Genomic DNA, 20,645 nt, shown 5'->3' with positions numbered 1-20,645 from the left:
TTTTAGTATCTTTTTTTTCCTCGGTTGTTATTATTTTTCTTTGTACCCTTTTTGTTATTTGAATACTTCTTTTTAGAGTTAGATTTTAATAAACTTGCAGCATCTGTTAAGTCTTCCTTAGAGCCTTTTAAGTTTATTTCACCTTTAGATAATTCGTATAGGTGATTAAAAATCACTTCATCTTCTACAGTGTCTTTATTCCAATTTAAAAAACACTTTTTCATGTGGTTTGCAATGGTAAAAATTAGAGCTTCTTTTAATTCTCCTTCTTCCCATGAAATGGCAACATCAATCATTGTTTTAATATTATTTCCGTAGAAACGATATTTTGGAAAATTTTGAGGATACTCTAAAGGTTTCGGGCGTTCTTCTAAAAGTTCTTTAGATGGTTTTTCGTAAGGAGAATCGACATCTAATTCAAATTTAGACATGATAAAAAGTTGATCCCAAAGCTTGTGTTGAAAATCTGGAACGTCGCGTAAGTGCGGTTGTAAATTACCCATTACAGAAATAATGGCTTTAGCAACTTTATTGCGTTCTTCTTTTGTTTCTTGCGCTATCGCGTAGTTTACCATTTTTTGAACGTGGCGTCCATATTCTGGAATTATTAAATGCTCACGCTCTGTATTGTATTCTATATCGTCTATCAAAATAAAAATTGTGTAGTAATTATAAGTTGCAATTGTAGTTTATATTGCTTTCGCAAAATACAAAAGAATTTAGAGTTTATAGTAAATAAAATTGAAAATTATAGAGAAATTACACCTTCAATTTTTTTGGCTACTTCTTTATATTTCTCAATAACCTGGTCTGGGTTTTTCATTCTAACGTTTATTGATACGCTGGTATACTTGCCGTTACTAGATTCTTTTGTTTTTATTACCGCTCCTAAATGATTAAATATAGCTTCAATTTCTGCTATTTTATTTAATTCAGATTTAATAATAAATTTATAGAGATATTCTGCTGGCCATAGCGTAGTATCCTGCAATTGTGATTTTAACTTTGTATAAAACGCTTCTGGATTTTGTTCTTTACTCATAGTATTATTTATATGCTACAAAGATAAGTTATACTTTCGATTTTTTTTATATCAATTTTATTGCGAATTTTACAATCTAAACTATACCTTAATTGAATACAAAGACAATAGTAATTACCGGCGGTCCTGGAAGCGGAAAAACTTCTGTTATTAATGAATTAACGAATAGGCATTTTACCTGCTTCGAAGAAATTTCTAGACAAATAACTCTTAAAGCCAGAGAAGATGGTATAGAGCAGTTATTTTTAACCAACCCTTTACAATTTAGCGAGTTACTGCTAGATGGACGCATAAAACAATACAACGAAGCTATTGAAAGCAATAATGAGTTTGTTTTTTTAGATCGTGGTATTCCAGATATTCCTGCTTATATGGATTTTAAAGGTGATGAGTATCCTGATGTATTTAATGATGCTTGTTTAAAAAATAAATATAACGCTGTATTTATTTTAGCTCCTTGGCAAGAAATTTTTACTAGCGATAGTGAACGCTATGAAAATTTTGATCAAGCTATTGAGATTCATGAAAAATTAGTTGAAACTTATACTAATTGTGGTTACGATTTAATTGATGTTCCTTTTGGCTCTATTGAAGCTAGAACAGAGCATATTATTAATATAGTAAAAGCGTTGTAATGCAACATCCAATAGACATATTAGAACGCTATTGGAATTTTACTTCATTTAGACCGCTACAAGAAGATATTATAAATGCTGTTTTACAAGGCGATGACACTTTTGCTTTATTACCAACAGGCGGCGGAAAATCTGTATGTTTTCAAGTTCCTGCTTTAGTAAAAGATGGTATTTGTATTGTTGTTTCTCCTTTAGTTGCATTAATGAAAGATCAAGTACAAGCCTTGCAAGCTAAAGGTATTAAAGCAATGGCACTAACCAGTGGTATAAATTACAACCAATTAGATACGCTTTTAGATAATTGCATCTACGGAAATTATAAATTTTTGTACCTCTCGCCAGAACGTTTACAACAAGACATTGTTCAAGCTCGTATAAGACAAATGAATGTTAATCTTATTGCTGTAGATGAAGCACATTGCATTAGCCAATGGGGAAATGACTTTAGACCAAGTTATAAAAACATTACTAAACTTAGAGAGTTACAACCTACAGTAAACGTTATTGCTTTAACAGCTAGTGCAACACCAAATGTGGTTGAAGATATTGTAAAAGAATTAGATTTTATAAGTCCTAAAATATTTAAACAATCGTTTTTACGAAGCAACCTATCTTATATGGTTTTTCATGAAGATGATAAATATTACAGACTAGAAACTATTTTAAAAAAAAATCCAGAATCATCAATTGTTTATGTTAGAAACCGAAAAGCAACTTTAGAAATAAGTTCTTTTTTAAATAATAGAGGTTTTAGTACAACACATTATCACGGCGGATTAACAAATAATGAGAAAGATAATGCTCTTGACAATTGGATGCAAAACCGAAAACAAGTAATGGTTGCAACCAATGCCTTTGGTATGGGTATTGACAAAGCAGATGTCAAAACTGTAATACATTTAAATTTACCAGAAAGTTTAGAAAGTTACTTTCAAGAAGCCGGTAGAGCCGGTAGAAACGGTAATAAAGCCTTTGCTGTAATTTTAAAAAATAATAGCGACGAAACACTTGTAAAAAATCAGTTTTTAAATGTATTGCCTAAAGTAGACTTTATAAAAATAGTCTATAGAAAATTAAGCAGTTACTTTCAAGTTTCTTATGGTGAAGGATTCGATTTAACTTTCGATTTTAATTTTAATGCCTTTTGTAAAGCCTATAATTTTAATACCTTATTAACCTATAATGCATTATTGTTACTAGATAGAACAAGTGTAATAAACCTATCTAAACAATTTAATCAAAAAGTATTAGTACAATTTATAGTTAGTAACACTGCTTTATTTAATTTTTTAGAAACGCATAAAGAAGTAAGCACTGTAGTAAAATCTATTTTAAGAACATATGGCGGTATTTTTGAGCAAGAAACCAAAATAAATACAGTATTAATTGCCGAAAAAGCATCTATTAAAGAAGATGCCGTATTTGCAGTATTACAACTGTTAGAAAAGGCACAAATTATTACGTTTAAAAATTCGAAAACTGATGCACAGGTTACTTACTTACAACCTAGAGAAGACGATAAAACTATAAACCGAATAGCCACAATTATAAGACAACAAAATCAGTTAAAAGAGCACCAAATACAATCGGTATTAAACTATATTAATAATGATGATCTTTGTAAAAGCACACAATTATTAAGTTATTTTGGAGAAACCGAAATAGAACCATGTGGCATATGCTCTGTTTGTATTACAAAAAAACCACAAAAGAGCGTAGATTTAAAAAACGCACAACTGCTAATAATAAAGGCGTTAGAGCAAGGAGAATTATCTTCCAGAGCTTTATTTACAAAATTAAACATACCAGAAAATCAAATACAAATAATTTTAAAACAACTCCTAGAGCATAATATTATAAAATTAACAGACACAAACACCTATAAATTAGCACACATATAATGAGTAATAATAAGGAATTAAGAATTGTATTTATGGGCACTCCAGATTTTGCAGTGACCATTTTAAGTAAACTATTAGAGCATGACTACAATATTGTTGGCGTTATAACAGCTCCAGACAAACCTGCTGGTCGAGGAAGAAAGTTAAATAAAAGTGCTGTAAAAGAATTTGCAGAAACTAAAAATCTAAACATTTTACAACCTACAAATTTAAAAAGTGAAGCGTTTACTAAAACATTAAAAATACTAAATGCTAATTTACAAATTGTAGTTGCATTTAGAATGTTACCAAAAGTGGTATGGCAAATGCCAAAATACGGTACATTTAATCTTCATGCCTCTTTATTGCCAAATTATCGTGGTGCAGCACCAATAAATTGGGCAATAATTAATGGTGAAACAAAAACAGGTGTATCTACATTTTTTATTGATGAAAAGATAGACACAGGAGCAATGATACTTCAAGAAGAAGTTAAAATTGAAAGTGATGAAAACGCTGGTAGTCTTCATGATAAATTAATGCATATAGGAAGTGATTTAGTAATAAAAACCGTAAACCATATTGAAAATGGTACAGTAGAAACTACACCACAACCAGAAGATGCCATTTCTAAAACAGCTTATAAATTAAACAAAGACAATTGCAAAATTAATTGGGAAGACAATATTAATACCATATATAATAAAATTAGAGGTTTAAGTCCATATCCTGCCGCATGGAGTAAATTACATAATGGAGATGACCTTTTAGACGTTAAAATTTATAGGGCAGAAAAAGAAATTGCAATACATGAATTTGAAACAGGATTAATAATTTCAACAAAAAAAGAAGTAAAAGTAGCCGTAAAAGAAGGTTATATAAAAATTTTAGATATTAAACTTCCTGGAAAAAGAACAATGGAAGTAAAGTCACTTTTAAACGGATATACTTTTAATGCAGATGCAAAAATGCTCTAAAGCCTTGTGATTACTGATAAAGTTAAATATTTAATAAAATACACAAGCTTTATTAACAAATGGGTGAAGTTATTAACAAATTAGGGTTTTTCCCTTGCTATTACTTGCATAGTAGCATAATCCGTATAAATTTGTAGAGGATTTAACAAAAAAATTGTTACCAACTATTTATTAATAATTAAAATTAAAATTATGAACAAAACAGATTTAATCGATGCTATGGCAGAACACGCAGGAATTACTAAAGCAGCTTCTAAGAAAGCTTTAGAATGTGCGTTAATTGAAATTGAAGGCGCTTTACAAAAAGGTGACAGAGTTTCATTAGTAGGTTTTGGATCTTGGTCAGTATCAAAAAGAGCTGCTAGAGATGGAAGAAACCCTCAAACTGGAAAAACAATCAAAATCAAAGCAAAAAACGTTGTAAAGTTTAAAGCTGGATCTGATTTAGCAAATGCAGTAAACTAATATTTACTTCATCATAAATACAAAAAAGCCTTCTTTTTAAGAAGGTTTTTTTATTTTTAAAATAATTATAAACCATGAAAACTGTTGTTTTTTATAAAAATAAAGTATACATTTATTAAGTAAATTTCTTTTTTTATGATTTTAACTAAACCAACTAAAGGAGATTTGTTAGTCGCAGAACCATCAATAATAGGAGATTTATCGTTTAACCGCTCTATTGTTTTATTAACAGATCACTCCAATGAAGGCTCTATAGGTTTTATATTAAATAAGCCTTTAGACTACACTATTAGTGACCTTATTCCCGAGATTGAAACTCCGTTTAAGGTATATAATGGTGGTCCAGTTGAACAAGACAATTTATACTTTATACACAAAGTGCCGCATTTAATACCCAACAGTATAGAAATTTCTTTAGGGATTTATTGGGGTGGCGATTTTAGTGAAGTTTCAAAATTAATTACCGAAAATAAAATAAGTGAAAAAGATATAAAATTCTTTTTAGGTTATTCTGGTTGGGAATACAATCAATTAGAAGAAGAATTAAAATCTAATGCTTGGGTAGTTACTAAAAACATCCATAAAAAAGCTATAATTGAAAAGGATTACGAGTTTTTCTGGAAAGAAAAAATGGTTGAACTTGGCGGTAATTATAGTATCTGGTCTAACGCTCCAGAAAACCCAAGTTACAATTAAGCACTTAACTTAATCTTACCTTTACATTTAATTTTTGAAGTAACAGTTTTGCAACTTCATTATCAAATTTCTTTTTTCTGTATTTTGTTATTGGCTGGATTCCTGTAATTACATTTGTTATAAACAACTCATCTGCCTTTTGTAACTCAAATGGCGAAATTGAGGTTTCTTCTAAAGTATACTCTGGTAAGAGCTCTAAAATATTAAGTATTTGAAGCCTCATAATACCTTTTAAACAACCATCTGTCAAAGGTGGCGTTTTTATGGTTTTTCCTTTTACTAAAAACAAGTTACCGTTAAGCGCTTCAACAACACTTTTATTGGTATTTAGAAGTAAACAATTATCTAAATCGTTTTCCTGAGCGTAAATATTACCAACTACATTTATTGCTTTATTATTAGATTTTAAAGTAGAAAGCAATCCTGGTGCAACGTAAAAGTCTTTAAATAAATCTACTTCATAATGTTTTTCATCTAATAAATAAAAATCTGCTTCTAATTTTTTAACCGAAATTATAAAACTCACCTCTTTATTTGTTGGTAAATATAAACCACCTGTGTTTCTATGCACTTGTATTTTTGCTCTGGCCGAAGCATTTTCTAAACTATTTGCGCTAACTGTTTTATTTAGCTCTTCTTCAAAAAACTCCATGGTGTAATGCATAGGAATCTCCATACGCATAATACGCATTGATGCCATTAACCTAAAATAGTGGTCTTCAAGAAATAATATTTTGCCATGAGAAACCTTTATCGTTTCAAAAAGTGCATCGCCATAGCTATACCCTCGATTTTCTGGAGTTAGAATTTGATTGTTTTCTGTAATATTTCCGTTAACATTTATCATAAAAAAAGCGCTGAATTTCTTCAGCGCAAATATAAGTTTTATAAATGTATTTGTTTAGGCAGAACCTAAAACTTGTTTTAAATCTGAAATTTGATTTTCCCATAACATTTTACTTTCTTCTACTTCATCTTCTTCTGCAAAATCTGTAATCATTATAGAAACATCTTTAGTAATTTCGTCTACTTGAATTCTAATCTCGAAATAATATGGTTCATCTTCATCATCAATCCATCTAAACTTAATGCGTTCACCACTTTTTTTAGTTAATAATTTAGCTTGTTCCTCTGCTCCATCCCAAATGAATTTAAACAGCTCACCACGAGAGTTTACATTATCTGCATACCATTCAGACAATCCTGAAGGTGTTGAGATGTATTGATAAAGCAATGAAGGTGAAGCGTGTATAGGAAATTCTAGTTCGTATTTGATTTTTTCGTTCATTTGATTGGTTGTGTGAAATATTATTTTGCTCAATATATACATTAATTAATAAGTTGAGAAATTTTTAAATAAATATTTTATTTGATAATAATGTTTGCGTACTACTAATTTGTTTATATATTTGCAGCCACAAATAAATGGCGAGGTAGCTCAGTTGGTTAGAGCGTCGGATTCATAACCCGGAGGCCGCGGGATCGTGCCCCGCTCTCGCTACAAGATTAGACGGTTTAGTATTTTACTAAACCGTTTTTTTTTGCTCTACTTTTTTTATTTTCTTTTTTTTGTGTTAATGTGTTTTGTAAATGCATTAAGCTTTTTGCTACATTCTGTTTAATTTTAATTTATAAGCGATTTATAATTATTACTCATTTAAACTTTAAAACTAAATATTATGGCAAAAGATAGAGAAGAACCTAAAACTGAACACGAAAAAACATTATACCAAAATGCTACTGATGAGAAAGGTGCCCAGAAAAAAGAGCATTATAACCAATATGGTAAGCAAGGTGATGATAGGACAAAGCGTGGTGCTAGTAATTAAATGGTATTAATTATTTTTTAATTCTCTAATTAAAAGTTAGCTTACAAATTTATAGAGCGTTTTACTAATTTTATTTTTAATTAGTAAAACGCTCTTGTTATATGTGTGTATGATTTTTTAATTATTGTGTTGCATTTTTATGGTTTTTGGGCTTAAAACTAAATGTTAAAAAGCATACACTACCCATACACTATCCATACTGTATCTATACCGTTGGTATGGAGTATCTATTTTGGTGGTAATATAAAAATATAAGCACGCTATTTATCTATAAAATATTCTAAAACTTTTTTCCAGTTTGGGTATAAATCATTACCAAACATAATATGCTTTCCTTCAAATTTATCAACTCCATAATTTTTAGTATCATCAATAATATAATCACCTTTAACTAAATTTTTATTATGAGTTAGAATAAGTCTTTTGTTAGCATCATCTCCTAAATGTTTTTCTACCCATAATCGTTTTTCCTTCCAACAGTTTGGATTACTCCACACTGGTGCTGTAACAATGTAACAATCGTATTTCTTACTTAAAACCTTAAATGCTTCTACAGCTCCTTTTATAGGTTTATTATTCAGAAAAAAACCTTTTTTATGTTTGTTTTCACTAAACGGTCCATCTCCTAATTCAACTAAAACACCGTCCATATCAATTAATATTATTTTCTTCATACTTGTTAAATTTTATCTATTATTAAATAATTTTGTTCTCTGTTATTTGCACAATACTCTTGAAACTCACAATAAAAACATGTAATCAAGGTGTTGTTATCTATTTTAATAAATAACTCTTTGTTTATTTTAATATTTATTTTTTTCAAAACTTTTCTACTCACTATAAGTAAAGTATTACTTCTATTTGTGTCTACATTTTTTAATATAGATCTCAATGCTTTATCGTTAATAGTTCTGTCCCATTGTCTGTAAGTAAAATGCTCTGATTTTAAAAAACCTGCTACAAAATGTCTCATAATTTCAACTATTCCGATATTAAATCTACATGCTTATCATTATTCCAGTTATAAATTCCTCCTCTATTTAAAAACTTATCTAAATCATAGTTCATCGTTTTTAAGGCCTCTTTTATTCCAACTTCTAAAATTGGTTTACTGTAATTATGCGTACCTTGAGCATTATCAAAAAAGCGTCCTGCAGGATCAACCATTACATAGCTGCCTTTAATTTCATCATTTGATTCTGGTACTATAGTTTCTACATTTTTATGTGTATTTAAAAAATGAGTATACTCAGTATCTGTAATTTTAAAATCATCAATTTTAATATCATTTTGTCCTTTTATTGGTAATACTTGTAATACTTTCCAACGTTTAGGTTTGGCGTATTCTATAAATTCTGTTAAGTTGTCTTTATAGTTTACTTTATTAACTACTGTATTAATTTTTAAGCCATAACCATAATTTTTAATAGCTTTTACTAAATCATAATAATATGTTTTACTTAAAGGTTTCTTTCCTGTAATTGCTCTTCCAATTTCAATATTATTTTCACCCTCTAAACTATCTATACTTACCGCAATCCAATCTAAATAGGCTGTATTTTCTTTTAAAAAGGCATCTGTTAATTTACTTCCATTAGTTACAATCATAGTAGTCATGCCTAATTGTTTTGCCCTTTTAATTAAGTTTGGTAACCATTTACATAATAAAGGCTCTCCACCTGCAAAGGTTATTTTTTCAAAGCCTGCATTTGCAATTTGTTCCACTACTTTTAAAGCTTCACTTTCTGGTAAATGTCCTTTTGGCAAAATGGTTTGTTTTACATCTTGAAAGGTTGCAAAACAAAATTTACAACGCATGTTGCATGGTTCCCATAAGTGAAAATTAATACTAGGAATTTCTATTAAAGCCTTAGATTCTTGATAATGTTTAATAATTTTTTGTGCTACTTCATTTGGTGTTAAATTACCTGTATTAATAACCAAATCATAATTATTATCGTTAGTAAAATCTACATTATACTGTTTTAAAAAACGCATTCTCATTGTGTCGTTTCTTAATTTAATTTCCTTTGGACTTGTAGCTTCATTTTGCCTATTTCCTAAACGTATTCTTTCAGATGCCTTTTCGTCTGATACTTTTAATAATACATTAAAAGCATTTTTAATAAAATGAAATCCAAGTCTATAATCTACAACTATATTACTTTTAGTATTGCAAACAGATTTAAACTTATCGTCTATTAAATTATCTAATTCAGGATGATCCACACAATGCTTTTGAAATTGATTAATAGTCATGCCATATTTTTCCATTGCAAAACCTCTAGAATAATTTCCAACAGATATAAATTCAAAGTTTAATTGTTCTTTTAATATTTCTCCTACTGTAGATTTCCCTGTTCCTGCAAATCCGCTTAATGTTATTTTATTTATCATTGGTTTAAGTTTAATGGTTAACTAATCCTCGCCTTTACACTAAAGGCGTGGTGTTTTTTAATAATTACTTTTTAAAATTCTGATTTGGGTTTAACTGTTTACCTCTGTTACCATGTACTTTACTGTAAGCCTTGTTACTTCCTGGTGTACCTTTGTTAGCATTTGCTTGATTAGCTTTGTGATTTTTTTGTTTTAAATTACTCATGATTTATAGTATTAATTATTTGTTTTTAAAGCTTAGCACCATGCTAAACTCCTTGTTAACAATACAAATGAACTAATCATTAGATTTAAATTTTCAGGTTTGGGATAGACCAACTATATTTGGGATATAGACCTCAATTTTTGGGATAAAAAATTAACTAACCTACTTAAACTAGATGAATCGCTATTCAGAATTCTATACTCGAACGGAGTTATATGATCAAATTGAAATACTTAGAAGTGGCTTTTTAATATTATTAAGCTTATTCTTATTACTTGTAATTAGAAATTGGTATAATGTTTATAAAAAACGCTCTTTTAGAAAAAAAAATAAATCATTATTAAATGATATAGAAAAGTCTAAAATTGACGCTTCTAAATATTATTTGGAGCGAAAAAAAACAGAATCTCTGGAAAGAAAACTAACTAAGAAAGTGAATGAAATTTTTCAACTAGAGCAAGAAAGAGAAGACTACAAACAAAAATTCCATTCTTTTTTAAGTGATAAAGAAAAAGAAATTGCTGAGCATAAGGAAAAAATTAATCATCAACAAAAAGCATACGAACGTTATGTTAATTTTAAAAATGTTGAAGCTAATAATACAAGACTTGGAGCACATTTTATAAAAAATGTTATTAGCCAGATTTATGATGACATTGAAAGAGCAGATAATAATTATAAATCTTTTTTAGGCGTTAATTACAAAGTTGGAAAAAAACAGAATACAGTACCTCCTATTAAGGCATTAAAAAATATTTTTAAGCTTTTAGATTATAATGTATCTGCTTTAAATAAAGAAAACACATCTATAGAAGAAGAACTAAAACACATAACTATGTTTTTAGATTTAATTCAGTATTTAAAACCAAACACAAAAATACAATTTGATAATAAATTAAATAAAGATCAAAATAATAGTATTAAAATAAAACCTACATTGTTCTTCCCATTTGTTGAAAATGCATTAAAACATGGTAATCTTAATACTGAAGATTCTTTTATAAGTATCATTTTAAAAGAAAATGAAGCAAAACAATTAAGTTATTGCTTAGTAAATAGTGCGGAACAACGTTTAGATTATGAAAATAAAATAAATACACCATCAAATTTTGGCTTAAACGCTTTACAACAATTACTTAATGCTTACTATCCTAAAAGTAAATTGGAACATAAAACTTTACCAAACAATCAATACTTAGCAGAATTAACTTTGAGCTTAAATTAAATGATACGTTATATACTTGTAGACGATAACCAAAATGTTTTAAACAACGTTAAAAATGATATTGATAAATTACCAAAAGCGTACGATTTACACCACGTAAAAAGCTATTCTAATTCTAAAACAGCCTTTCAAGAAATTAATGAAGATGATTTCGACTTATTAATTGTTGATTTTGAAATGCCTGTTTATAATGGTATTGAATTAGCACAAAAAATTGCTGGTAATAAAAAAATTATTTTTTTAACCTCAACATCAAATAATGAAAAATTAGTTATTAATACTCTTGATATTTCAGGATATTTAAGTAAACCTTTTGAATTAGAAGAATTTGAAGACGTTTTAAAGCATAAGGTAATTGGTAAAATAAATGTCTCATCCAATTTAGCTAATAAAGATTTAATTACTTTACATATTGGAGCAAATAGAGATGTAAGGTTTAAACCTGAACAGGTTTACTATATTAGTACATCAAGTTTCAACAATGTAGATCCAGTAGGAAAGAACTGTGTTAATATCTATGGTAGGAATGATGAATTATTATATAAAAATGTAAGAAAAACTATTCAAAACCTCTCTAAAGAATTAAAAAATTTCGAGTTTGAAAAAATTAGTAAGAACACAATAGTTAATTTAGAACATATAAAAGAAAGAGATAACACAAATATTTCTCTATTTGATACTAAAGAAACATTTGAAATTACCTCTAAAGAGAAATCTGGTTTTATAGCTAGGTTAAGAGCTAATTTTAAATTTTAAATGCTATCTATAATAATAAAACTATATATCTACGTAGATTATATTTTTATTTAATATTTTGAAAGTGCAAGTTCCAAGATTTCTTTTACTTTATCAACTAAAGTATTTGGCTCGATTACTTTGACCGAATTGCCATACATTAAAATTCTTTCCACGAGTGATCGATTTGGAATTACATCTAATGAAATTTGTAACTCAACATCTGAGTCTATAATTATTTGTTGAGAATGATGTAATGGTAATGTTTTTATATACTGTCCTTGTTCTGGCGTAAAAGATAAAACAACTCTCTGTTTAGTATCTTCAGAATAGACCATACCAATAACATCATTATACAAATAATTAATATCTACTTCTGTATTTGGAACAAACGTATTTTCTGTTAATTGTACATTAGACACTCTATCAATTCCAAAATTCCTAAATTCCTTTATTCCTTCTTGTTCTCCAACAATATACCAACGATTAGCATATTCTTTTAATAAGTATGGTTTTAATAATCGTTTAGTAGTTGTATTTTTCTGAAAATTATAATGTGTAAAACTAATTTCTCTGTGTTGTTTTATTGCTGTTAAAAACAACTCTAAATATTGTATTCCTTGAAGGCCTTCGCTATTATCGAAAACAATATGCTCTAAAGATTTACTTTTACTTTTAAAACTTTCTTTAAGTAAATCTGCTGTGTTTACCAATTCTAAAAAGCGAATAAAGCTTTCAAAATTTGGGCTATTTTCATAATCTATAAAATAATTGTTTTTAGAACTGTTGTAAAGAATTTCAACACCAAATTCATTTCTTAAATTATCAAAATCACGTTGGATAGTCCGTTTAGTATGCTCAAATCCATTATCAAACAAAAAACTTTTTATAGCTTCAAAAGAAGTGTTTTTACCATTTTTAATCTTTTCAATGATTAAAGAATAACGTTTTATTTTACCCTGTACAGACATTTGTAATATTTAAGAAATTAACTCTAAGCCAGCATAATCATTAACTAATTCATTCCAGTTTACAGGTGTCTTAATAAATGTTTCTTTAACTCCGCCAATAGTGGTAAAATCCACATTCATTTTATAACCTGTTGCTGAATGATTATTTTCTAAGTAATAATTATACTCTAAAATTAATCCTTGTAAATCTTCTAAAAGATCATAATCTAAACGATCTACATAATCTAGATATCTTATTCCATGAATAGGTGTTTTAACTTCATTAACAACCATATAAATCACAAAACCATTATGCATATCGATACTATTTATTTTATGTTTTTTATCTGGGTATTTACTAAGATATTCTATACCATTTCCAGAATCTAAATACTTTTGTAAATCTACTCTTGCTTGTTTGTCTGTGGTTTGAGGAATCCCCAAACCACTATACAAAACATCTAATATACTTGAAAAGTGCTGGAACGCTTCTTTTCTCGCTTCAATTGGTGACTCATGACGAAACTCTTTTTTTGTTTCTACCAAATCGGCTTTAGCAGGTGTTTCATTATGAGATTCATCGTGAATATAGGGTACTTGTCTTCTCCAGTATTTGGTTTCTAGTTGGTAATACATAGAACACAGCAATAAATTAATACACTACAATTTCAAGCTTTGTAATACCTAAATCAATCCATTTTCCTTTTCTACTAATATTTTTACTGTAAATATTTCTCATCAAATTAGAATCTTCATTAAATTTAGTAACCTTCCATAATTTTTCTTCTATTCTACCATCATCATAATGGTAACGCTCCGTAGCTACTCCTTTTTTTAAAAATGCTGTCTTAAAATCATCTGCATTTGAAGGCACTAACTCAACAGGGATAGTTAAATTTTCTTTCATTACTTCTTCCTCGGCAATTTCTGATTTAAATCCATTGTCGATAAATTGAATAAATGATTTGATTGTATCTTTAGTGTATGTATTGATTGTTTCTATTTTCGCGTTATTTTCATCTTTAAGCAATCTTTCTAAAATACTTCTAATTGTAGTATTCGATTTTTCGTCATCTTTATTATCCCAGTATATATGAGTTTTATTGTTATTAGTAGTCAAATTTTTAAACTCTAAATCAAATTTATCATCTTCTGGTGTAGTATATATAGAATAAATATCAACATTATCTATTTCAAAATCCTTGAGTTTTGATAATTCAGATGTTGTTGATTTAATTTGTTTTTCTAGCTGATCTACAGTTCTCGAGGTAAGCGTGATTTTATTTTCGATTAAAAATACTTTATGGATAGATTTTTTTGCCGTTAAAAAATTTATCATTTGCGAATTTTTACCACTATAGTTTTCATCTGTATAACATACAATTACTATATCCACTCTTTGCTCTTTTCCTTGTTCAAAAAACACTTTATAATCATACTTATAGATATTAAAGTTTTCATCTTTTGAAATTACAGGTTCTAAAAATTTCTCTAAAAAAGTATAACCTAAAGAATGATCTGCCTTAGGATCTAACAAGTAACCTAAAAAGGCAGATATGTTATTTTCATTAATTGAGCCGTGGCCGTTTGCAAGAATTTTAAATATGTTCATTTATTTGTCTGTTTTTTAAAAAAATTATTTTAATTGAGTTAATCTACTCGTAAAACTTATTCATGAGAACTAATTAAAGCCATTCCATAACCGTTTTGTGTAACAAATACTGATTAAATTGCTCACTTACCTCATGAAAAGCAAGTCGTTCTTGTTTATTTTTATTTCTGTTTATAAATTGATATGCTCTCATCGTTAGTTTTAACTCTTGATGTGTCTTTAATTGTAAAATATTAATATTTACTGTCTTTAAACAATTCGCTACAAATTGTTTAAGGTTGTTTGTACTTGATTCAGCTTCATTAAAAGTCATATTTTCATATACTTCTAAATAGTCTGTAAATTCTTTTAATACGTTATCCATTGTTTTATTTTTTAATGAATACAAATATTATGTGATAACTATGACAAAACATGTCGCTGTTGTAAAAAACATGAATTAATTAACTGCACAAACAGTTTTAACTCATAAATACATTTAAAAAAAAATGTTACAGTTGTAATGGATTAAAATACCAAAATCTATTTTTTGATTTTTGCTCAAAGCTTACTTGTGGTATTAAATAAAGTAGGTTTTTATCATAGAGTTCTCTTAACACATTTCGTAGAGGCAAACCATCTCTGTGATCTTTATTAAAAAAACCTTTTTCAATAAGTAAAGACATTAAATTTTTAGGTTTCACATCTTGCAAATTTTCATTTATTAAATAATCTTGAATAACATAACCCATCAATATTACTTCGTCATTTTTCATAGCTAATTTTAAATTTTAAAAGTGATTATAATTAACTTAGATACCAACAATTTTAATATCCTCCACAACTTCTAAAAGATTAATTAAATTATCTAGAAACATTTGAAGACTATCTTCATCTTTAATAAAAGCCCAAGCATTTGGAGTAGTTACAGCTATTGCAGCTGCGACTGTATTATGCTTGTCGTTAGTTAGCACTCTATGATTTATTTTATAATTATCTGGTAGCTTATTTGACAAGTGTTCCATTTTTATAATCATTTGGTCAAACCTATCTTTAGCTTTTATAGCTTTTGCATCAGGCTCTTCTAAATTACGATTAAAGTCATTGTGTATTGCTTTAACATAATACCAGCATTCATAACGTGCTAATAAAGTGTATTCCTTTGATCCGCTACCAATACTTATATCAAACCGGTATTTATGTACTCCCTTTTTAATTAAAAAAGTAAGATTAGATCTCACAGCCTTTTGCTCATAAAGAATTTCAATATTCTTAGCCTTAGCTTGATTTATTAATTTTAAATATATGCGATCTCTTAAACCTTTTAAAAAGCCTGACTTATGTATTTCTTTAACTTTTTGCTCTTCACTATTAGTATCATAACTTGTTACAGATGCTATTTGTATAGCATTTGTCATCACGTCTAATAACGTTACATCCTGTGAATCATTAGTCTCATTGCTTGCATTACATTCTATTCTTATTTTCAAAGTATTAAACAACCTAGAAATTTGCATAGCACGATTACTTAAAAAGTTCTCTCGTTGGCATAATTGATACAATACTTGCTCCCATTCTTCATCAAAATATTCGTTTTTAGACAATTTGTCTTTTAAGTCTGCATCTATAGCTTTTAGTTTAAAGGTTTCTATAACCTCATCATTCCAAGCGGTAAAATCTGGATAGCGTTCTAAAACTCTAAATAGTAATGGATAGGCTATTTGAATACTAAACACACCAATATTTATAAGCTGTTCAAAAGCTGTAGGTTTACTTTCGTTCTCTACTGCAAGCATAATACTTCTTACTAAAGACAAACTGTTTAACAAGCGCTTAATAGCTCTTGGATTAGAACCAACTGTAAGATTACTTATATCTACAATAACATCTGATATTTCGGGTGTTAATTCACCAGTATTAAAGTATTGTAACTTTGTTAGATTATCTATTATTAAGTCGTTAACCCGATATTGCCCAATTGGCATAGTAAAAGGTAATTGAATAATTTTCTCGAAAAATGAACGGAACTCACGTTCATTTTCGGTTGTTTTTTTACCAAATTTTGGCTCTAATCCTTTTACTACTACTTCGTAATCTATTGCTAGTAAAAAAATACAATTTTCTAAATCAAAGATATTTTTTAGCAACTCTAGTATTTGAACTGCTACTGGCGGATTTATACGATCTAAATCGTCAATAAAAAACAAGAAACCCTTAATCCCATTGCTTTTTTCTACACTAATATTAATTTGCTCCTGTAATTCTGCATGTAAATCGTGTAAAGAAGATTGTTTTTCTGTAGATTCAAAAAAAGCATCTGTTGCATCGCCCGCTACACCTGCTGTTAATGCGTTGGCTCCAAATTTTGTTGCACCACGTGTTGCAGCTTTAAAAAAGTTAACAGCTTTGCTTTTAAGAGCTTCTAAATTTTGATTTTTATCTTTAGACAATTCACTTATTACTGAAGCTATTATACCTTGAATAATATTGGTCATAGTGGTGTACTCATCTGTAAGCAGTGAGTATTCCCAAGTGTTAATCCAAATGCCATGAAACTTACTGTTACTCTCGCACAAATCATGTCTAATAGCATTCATAAGGGATGTTTTACCAGATCCCCATTCTCCCTGAATAGCAATAGTTAAAGGTGTTTGCGCAGAATCTATAAAATTAGTTAAGCCATTTTTATAGGCATCTATACCTAATTGATCTTTATCTCCTGCTTTTTTAGGAATATCTATTATACTAGATGTGCTCATATTTACTTTGAATAATTTCTACTGATTTGTTTACACTTCATATCGTAAGTTTCAGCGTAGTTACCTGATTGAACGGAAAAAGTATCACCTGAAGCTCCTAAGAACCTATCTATTTTTAAATACTTACGTGCTACTTTTTTTAAGTCCTGGTCTAACACTTCTATATAGTTACTATCTTGTACTATTACTATATTGCTAGAGTTGCCTAATAGAATTGATTTACAATAAGTACGTGCTATTTTACGACCCTCAGAATCTAATGTCTCTAAATAATTACCATCTATTTTTACACGTGCTATCATTTATCTATTCTTTTATTAAATTTTATTCTTGCTCATTAAAACATAAACACGTACTAAAAATCCCTGATTCAAAAAAAATATTATTAATATTTTAATCATTTTTGTTGCCAAATTAATAAACGTTGCTTGTTATGATTATCTATATAAGATAGATAGGAATCTATAAAAGTCTCTACTTTTAATGGTACTGATTTAAAGTTTCTTAAATGTTTATCATCAACCGTAGCATGACAAAGTACACAAAGCGCAATTAAGTTGTTATCGGAATTATTTTTTTTATTATAATCCTTATGGTGAACCTCTAAAAAAAAACTTTCCTGAACAAGATTGATGTGACAATTTTCACAACAAAAATCTACACGCTCTCTAATGGCTTGAGATATTTGCTTCCACATTATAACATAGCCATTTTGTTTTGTCTTGGTCGCTATTTCATTTTTAGAGTTAGCGTATTGGATTACATAATCATACCAAGGTTTTCCTTTTGCTAAAAAACCATAAAAAGCATTCTGACTGGCAGTAGCGCAATTAGAGCACAGCTCTAGATATTGAAATTTGTCTAGAGTTTGATTTTGATCTCGGCAATAAATTTCAACTGGCATTGCTGATGCATAAGTAAAACCGGCATATTCTTCTCGTGTTTTACATTGACAAACATGATATTTAGGCAAACTGTTGTAATGTAGCGTTCGATAAGTACTTTTATATGCAAACATTAAAAACGTATCTTCTCCTTTGGTAAAGAAAAAACGTTTATCGGTATATTCTATTTTACTGTAATTTATATTTTCAATTGGTTCAATAAAATACTGACTAGTTCTTTCTATTTCAGATTTAGTAATTTCCTTTATTTTATTTGCCGTTGTGCCTTTTAAAAAATTATAAATCATACTACTCCTTTTTATTTATAATTTTTTCAGCTAACTCTTCATTTGAAGTTACAATTTTGAATTCTACTCGTCTAGACAAATCATTATCCACAGATTTGTCTGATGATAAATAAGACACTTCCTTACCACTGTTCAATGCCCTAGAGTATGACAACCCATTAGCTGTAAATAAAAAATCCAATCTAGTTTTAATACTATCTGGATAATTTAAATAAGATTCATGATTTCTTATATAATTTAACACTGATCTTGCTCTATTTGAAGATAGTTCTAGGTTATAATCATAACTATCCCTATTTCTACTTCTTCTTGGAGGAATTGTATCTGTATGACCTTCTATTCTAACTTCTGAAATATTATTTAGATAATTTGAAGCAGTAATAATTTTAAGATATTTAGGAGTAAACTCGTTTAAAGTTTTTTCAAACTCATAAGTCATTGTATATCGATCTGATGGAAAAAGCTCCTTATCTTTAGTTTGCAAATTAAATTTTACTGTACCATCTGGAGACAACTCTATAACCTCATTTTCAATCTCTTGTTTAAGGTTAAGTTCTAGAGAGTTATAAATATCTTGTTCTACAAATTTATATTCAATAATCTGGATTATATAGTTTAATGCAATAAACATAAAAATGACCATTAAGCCTGTCATAATATCCGAAAATGAAATCCAATATGACTCTTGTGTTCCTCTTCTTGACATAATTATTTACTCTTGTTAATAATTAGCCTTAGTTGAGCTCCCATTATATCATCCAATCCTTTGAATGTGTTTTCTAATCTTTTAATAAAAGCTTTGTCCAAACTTTCTATTTGGGTAATATCAAATTGTCTTAACTCTTTTAAACTATCGCCTAATGCAGTAACCATAGCTTGTACACTTTCCTCTTTGTTTAGCCACTTTGTTATTTCATCTTTTGTAACTGTTAAAGCCACAGTTGTATCATTTAATTGATTTGTATGTTTATTAACAACTTCACTTGTATTGTGTAAATTAATTACAGATTCATTAATTTTAGTAATTACATCACTAAAACGAGACTCATCATCAAAAGCAGATTGAAAATCATTTATAATTAATTGCAATTGACTACTGCTGCCTGCAATTTTATCAAGCTTTGAAACCCAATCTTCTGTATTACCAACAAAATCTTTATGGTTAATAGCTAATCTCTCATAAGCTTCTTTAATTTTTGTAATGTCTTCTTTATAGTCAGATTGCCAAGTAATTAATTGATCTATTGACTGCGTAAGTTTATCGAAGTTTTTCTCTACTAATTCGCCAATAAAATTTTTAAATGTACCGTTAAAATCTTCAATTATTTCCATTAAAGCTTCTTGTATTGCTCCTGCACTTTGTGTGGCCATATCATTAAAAAATTGATCTAATTTGAGAGCTAATCCTTCAGTGCCTTCAGATATATTTTTAAGCTTATTGTCTTTTATGTCATTTAGAGAAATTAAGGAGCTTTTTGTTTGCTCTCTGATAGCAATTAAATTATTGTTCATACTTGAGTATAAATCCTGTTCTTTCAAATCATCAGGATGCGCAACACTACCCGAATTAAGTTTATAATTTATTATCATTTTAAAAATTAGAGAAAATGTAATACCAAATATCGAAGTATAAAAAGCTGTTTTTAAACCTTCTAATAAATCTTTTATACTATCCTTAATAGCACCAGGATCTGTATTAAAATTTATTAGGCCATAACTTATACCTAAAAATGTACCTAATAAACCTAAAGTAACGAACATAGATGGTATGCTCTCGATAAGATAATAGTTACTAATTTTTTTTAACCTATTTGAAAATATCACTACTAGTGTAGCGTATAAAAACCAAGCTATTAATATATACCAAGGTAATTTCTTACAAATAAATATTAAAGTATTATTTTCTATTTCAAATATTCCTATTTCGTGCATAATTTAATTATTGATTATATCAAATCTATTTTTATTTTATTACTTCTAATACGACATTAGATTTCTTCTATTTCTAAAAATAATTATTAAAACAGGGCGAACTTAGTTTTTTATTCAATTCCTTTTTTACGGATA

General features: G+C 28.3%; 26 protein-coding genes and 1 tRNA gene. 9 read left to right on the top strand and 18 right to left on the bottom strand.

Annotated features, from left to right (window positions below; genetic code table 11):
• Positions 1–2: 2 nt before the first annotated feature.
• Complete coding sequence (locus tag LACAL_RS10825) at positions 3–650, bottom strand: DUF4290 domain-containing protein (protein ID WP_013870779.1); 648 nt, start codon at positions 648–650, stop codon at positions 3–5.
• A gap of 98 nt (positions 651–748) precedes the next feature.
• Positions 749–1,042: a DUF493 family protein gene (locus tag LACAL_RS10820; protein ID WP_013870778.1), complete on the bottom strand. Its 294-nt coding sequence runs from the start codon at positions 1,040–1,042 to the stop codon at positions 749–751.
• A 92-nt stretch (positions 1,043–1,134) separates the two neighbouring features.
• Here LACAL_RS10820 and LACAL_RS10815 point away from each other — a divergent pair, with 92 nt between their 5' ends.
• From LACAL_RS10815 to LACAL_RS10795, 5 genes are all read left to right on the top strand, one after another.
• Positions 1,135–1,677, top strand: coding sequence for an AAA family ATPase (locus LACAL_RS10815; protein WP_013870777.1), 543 nt, complete (start codon positions 1,135–1,137; stop codon positions 1,675–1,677).
• Positions 1,677–3,578: an ATP-dependent DNA helicase RecQ gene (locus tag LACAL_RS10810; RefSeq protein ID WP_013870776.1), complete on the top strand. Its 1,902-nt coding sequence runs from the start codon at positions 1,677–1,679 to the stop codon at positions 3,576–3,578. The genes LACAL_RS10815 and LACAL_RS10810 overlap by 1 nt, the downstream gene beginning before the upstream one ends.
• Complete coding sequence (gene fmt, locus LACAL_RS10805) at positions 3,578–4,534, top strand: methionyl-tRNA formyltransferase (RefSeq protein ID WP_013870775.1); 957 nt, start codon at positions 3,578–3,580, stop codon at positions 4,532–4,534. The genes LACAL_RS10810 and fmt overlap by 1 nt, the downstream gene beginning before the upstream one ends.
• Positions 4,535–4,726: 192 nt before the next feature.
• Complete coding sequence (locus LACAL_RS10800) at positions 4,727–4,999, top strand: HU family DNA-binding protein (protein ID WP_013870774.1); 273 nt, start codon at positions 4,727–4,729, stop codon at positions 4,997–4,999.
• 135 nt (positions 5,000–5,134) lie between these two features.
• A complete protein-coding gene (locus LACAL_RS10795) occupies positions 5,135–5,695 on the top strand; it encodes a YqgE/AlgH family protein (RefSeq protein WP_013870773.1) in 561 nt (186 codons plus the stop codon).
• Positions 5,696–5,699: 4 nt separating this feature from the next.
• On the opposite strand, the gene LACAL_RS10790 is transcribed toward LACAL_RS10795, so the two are convergent.
• On the bottom strand, positions 5,700–6,542 hold the full coding sequence (locus LACAL_RS10790; RefSeq protein ID WP_013870772.1) for an aminotransferase class IV: 843 nt from the start codon (positions 6,540–6,542) through the stop codon (positions 5,700–5,702).
• Positions 6,543–6,596: 54 nt separating this feature from the next.
• Positions 6,597–6,983 carry an START-like domain-containing protein gene (locus tag LACAL_RS10785; RefSeq protein WP_041301477.1) on the bottom strand — a complete coding sequence of 129 codons (387 nt, stop codon included), beginning with the start codon at positions 6,981–6,983 and terminating at the stop codon, positions 6,597–6,599.
• Positions 6,984–7,122: 139 nt separating this feature from the next.
• Between LACAL_RS10785 and LACAL_RS10780 the strand changes: the two genes are divergently transcribed.
• Both LACAL_RS10780 and LACAL_RS15455 read left to right on the top strand, forming a co-directional pair.
• Positions 7,123–7,196 (top strand) — tRNA-Met (locus tag LACAL_RS10780).
• A gap of 178 nt (positions 7,197–7,374) precedes the next feature.
• Positions 7,375–7,524 (top strand): hypothetical protein, encoded by a 150-nt coding sequence (locus LACAL_RS15455; protein WP_013870770.1) that lies wholly within the window; start codon positions 7,375–7,377, stop codon positions 7,522–7,524.
• A gap of 260 nt (positions 7,525–7,784) precedes the next feature.
• Here LACAL_RS15455 and LACAL_RS10775 read toward each other — a convergent pair whose 3' ends face one another.
• The 4 genes from LACAL_RS10775 to LACAL_RS15450 form a co-directional block, all read right to left on the bottom strand.
• Entirely contained in the window at positions 7,785–8,198 is a 414-nt protein-coding gene (locus LACAL_RS10775; RefSeq protein WP_013870769.1) for a 5'-nucleotidase, read from the bottom strand.
• Between the two features lie 5 nt (positions 8,199–8,203).
• On the bottom strand, positions 8,204–8,497 hold the full coding sequence (locus LACAL_RS10770) for a hypothetical protein (protein ID WP_013870768.1): 294 nt from the start codon (positions 8,495–8,497) through the stop codon (positions 8,204–8,206).
• Positions 8,498–8,505: 8 nt separating this feature from the next.
• Positions 8,506–9,921 (bottom strand): viperin family antiviral radical SAM protein, encoded by a 1,416-nt coding sequence (locus LACAL_RS15065; RefSeq protein ID WP_013870767.1) that lies wholly within the window; start codon positions 9,919–9,921, stop codon positions 8,506–8,508.
• Between the two features lie 64 nt (positions 9,922–9,985).
• Positions 9,986–10,126: a hypothetical protein gene (locus tag LACAL_RS15450; protein ID WP_013870766.1), complete on the bottom strand. Its 141-nt coding sequence runs from the start codon at positions 10,124–10,126 to the stop codon at positions 9,986–9,988.
• 175 nt (positions 10,127–10,301) lie between these two features.
• Between LACAL_RS15450 and LACAL_RS10760 the strand changes: the two genes are divergently transcribed.
• Both LACAL_RS10760 and LACAL_RS10755 read left to right on the top strand, forming a co-directional pair.
• Positions 10,302–11,351, top strand: a complete 1,050-nt coding sequence (locus LACAL_RS10760; protein ID WP_013870765.1) for a hypothetical protein — start codon at positions 10,302–10,304, stop codon at positions 11,349–11,351.
• A complete protein-coding gene (locus LACAL_RS10755; protein WP_013870764.1) occupies positions 11,352–12,107 on the top strand; it encodes a LytTR family DNA-binding domain-containing protein in 756 nt (251 codons plus the stop codon).
• Between the two features lie 50 nt (positions 12,108–12,157).
• On the opposite strand, the gene LACAL_RS10750 is transcribed toward LACAL_RS10755, so the two are convergent.
• From LACAL_RS10750 to LACAL_RS10705, 10 genes are all read right to left on the bottom strand, one after another.
• Positions 12,158–13,057 (bottom strand): YafY family protein, encoded by a 900-nt coding sequence (locus LACAL_RS10750; protein ID WP_013870763.1) that lies wholly within the window; start codon positions 13,055–13,057, stop codon positions 12,158–12,160.
• 9 nt (positions 13,058–13,066) lie between these two features.
• A complete protein-coding gene (locus tag LACAL_RS10745; protein ID WP_013870762.1) occupies positions 13,067–13,672 on the bottom strand; it encodes a hypothetical protein in 606 nt (201 codons plus the stop codon).
• 16 nt (positions 13,673–13,688) lie between these two features.
• Positions 13,689–14,648 (bottom strand): PD-(D/E)XK nuclease family protein, encoded by a 960-nt coding sequence (locus tag LACAL_RS10740; protein WP_013870761.1) that lies wholly within the window; start codon positions 14,646–14,648, stop codon positions 13,689–13,691.
• Positions 14,649–14,721: 73 nt separating this feature from the next.
• Positions 14,722–15,012, bottom strand: a complete 291-nt coding sequence (locus LACAL_RS10735) for a hypothetical protein (RefSeq protein ID WP_013870760.1) — start codon at positions 15,010–15,012, stop codon at positions 14,722–14,724.
• A gap of 127 nt (positions 15,013–15,139) precedes the next feature.
• Positions 15,140–15,403, bottom strand: a complete 264-nt coding sequence (locus LACAL_RS10730) for a hypothetical protein (protein WP_013870759.1) — start codon at positions 15,401–15,403, stop codon at positions 15,140–15,142.
• Between the two features lie 36 nt (positions 15,404–15,439).
• The gene (locus tag LACAL_RS10725) at positions 15,440–17,386 is read right to left on the bottom strand and encodes a P-loop NTPase fold protein (RefSeq protein ID WP_013870758.1); all 1,947 of its coding nucleotides are present in this window, start codon (positions 17,384–17,386) and stop codon (positions 15,440–15,442) included.
• A 2-nt stretch (positions 17,387–17,388) separates the two neighbouring features.
• Positions 17,389–17,688, bottom strand: a complete 300-nt coding sequence (locus tag LACAL_RS10720) for a hypothetical protein (protein WP_013870757.1) — start codon at positions 17,686–17,688, stop codon at positions 17,389–17,391.
• A gap of 95 nt (positions 17,689–17,783) precedes the next feature.
• Positions 17,784–18,578 (bottom strand): HNH endonuclease, encoded by a 795-nt coding sequence (locus LACAL_RS10715; RefSeq protein WP_013870756.1) that lies wholly within the window; start codon positions 18,576–18,578, stop codon positions 17,784–17,786.
• Position 18,579: 1 nt separating this feature from the next.
• Positions 18,580–19,284, bottom strand: coding sequence for an OmpA family protein (locus LACAL_RS10710; protein WP_013870755.1), 705 nt, complete (start codon positions 19,282–19,284; stop codon positions 18,580–18,582).
• Positions 19,285–19,286: 2 nt separating this feature from the next.
• Positions 19,287–20,510: a MotA/TolQ/ExbB proton channel family protein gene (locus LACAL_RS10705; RefSeq protein WP_013870754.1), complete on the bottom strand. Its 1,224-nt coding sequence runs from the start codon at positions 20,508–20,510 to the stop codon at positions 19,287–19,289.
• Positions 20,511–20,645 lie beyond the last annotated feature (135 nt).

It is taken from the genome of Lacinutrix sp. 5H-3-7-4 (assembly GCF_000211855.2).
Classification (GTDB): Bacteria; Bacteroidota; Bacteroidia; order Flavobacteriales; family Flavobacteriaceae; genus Lacinutrix.
This window is presented reverse-complemented; position numbering and strand designations above follow the sequence as displayed.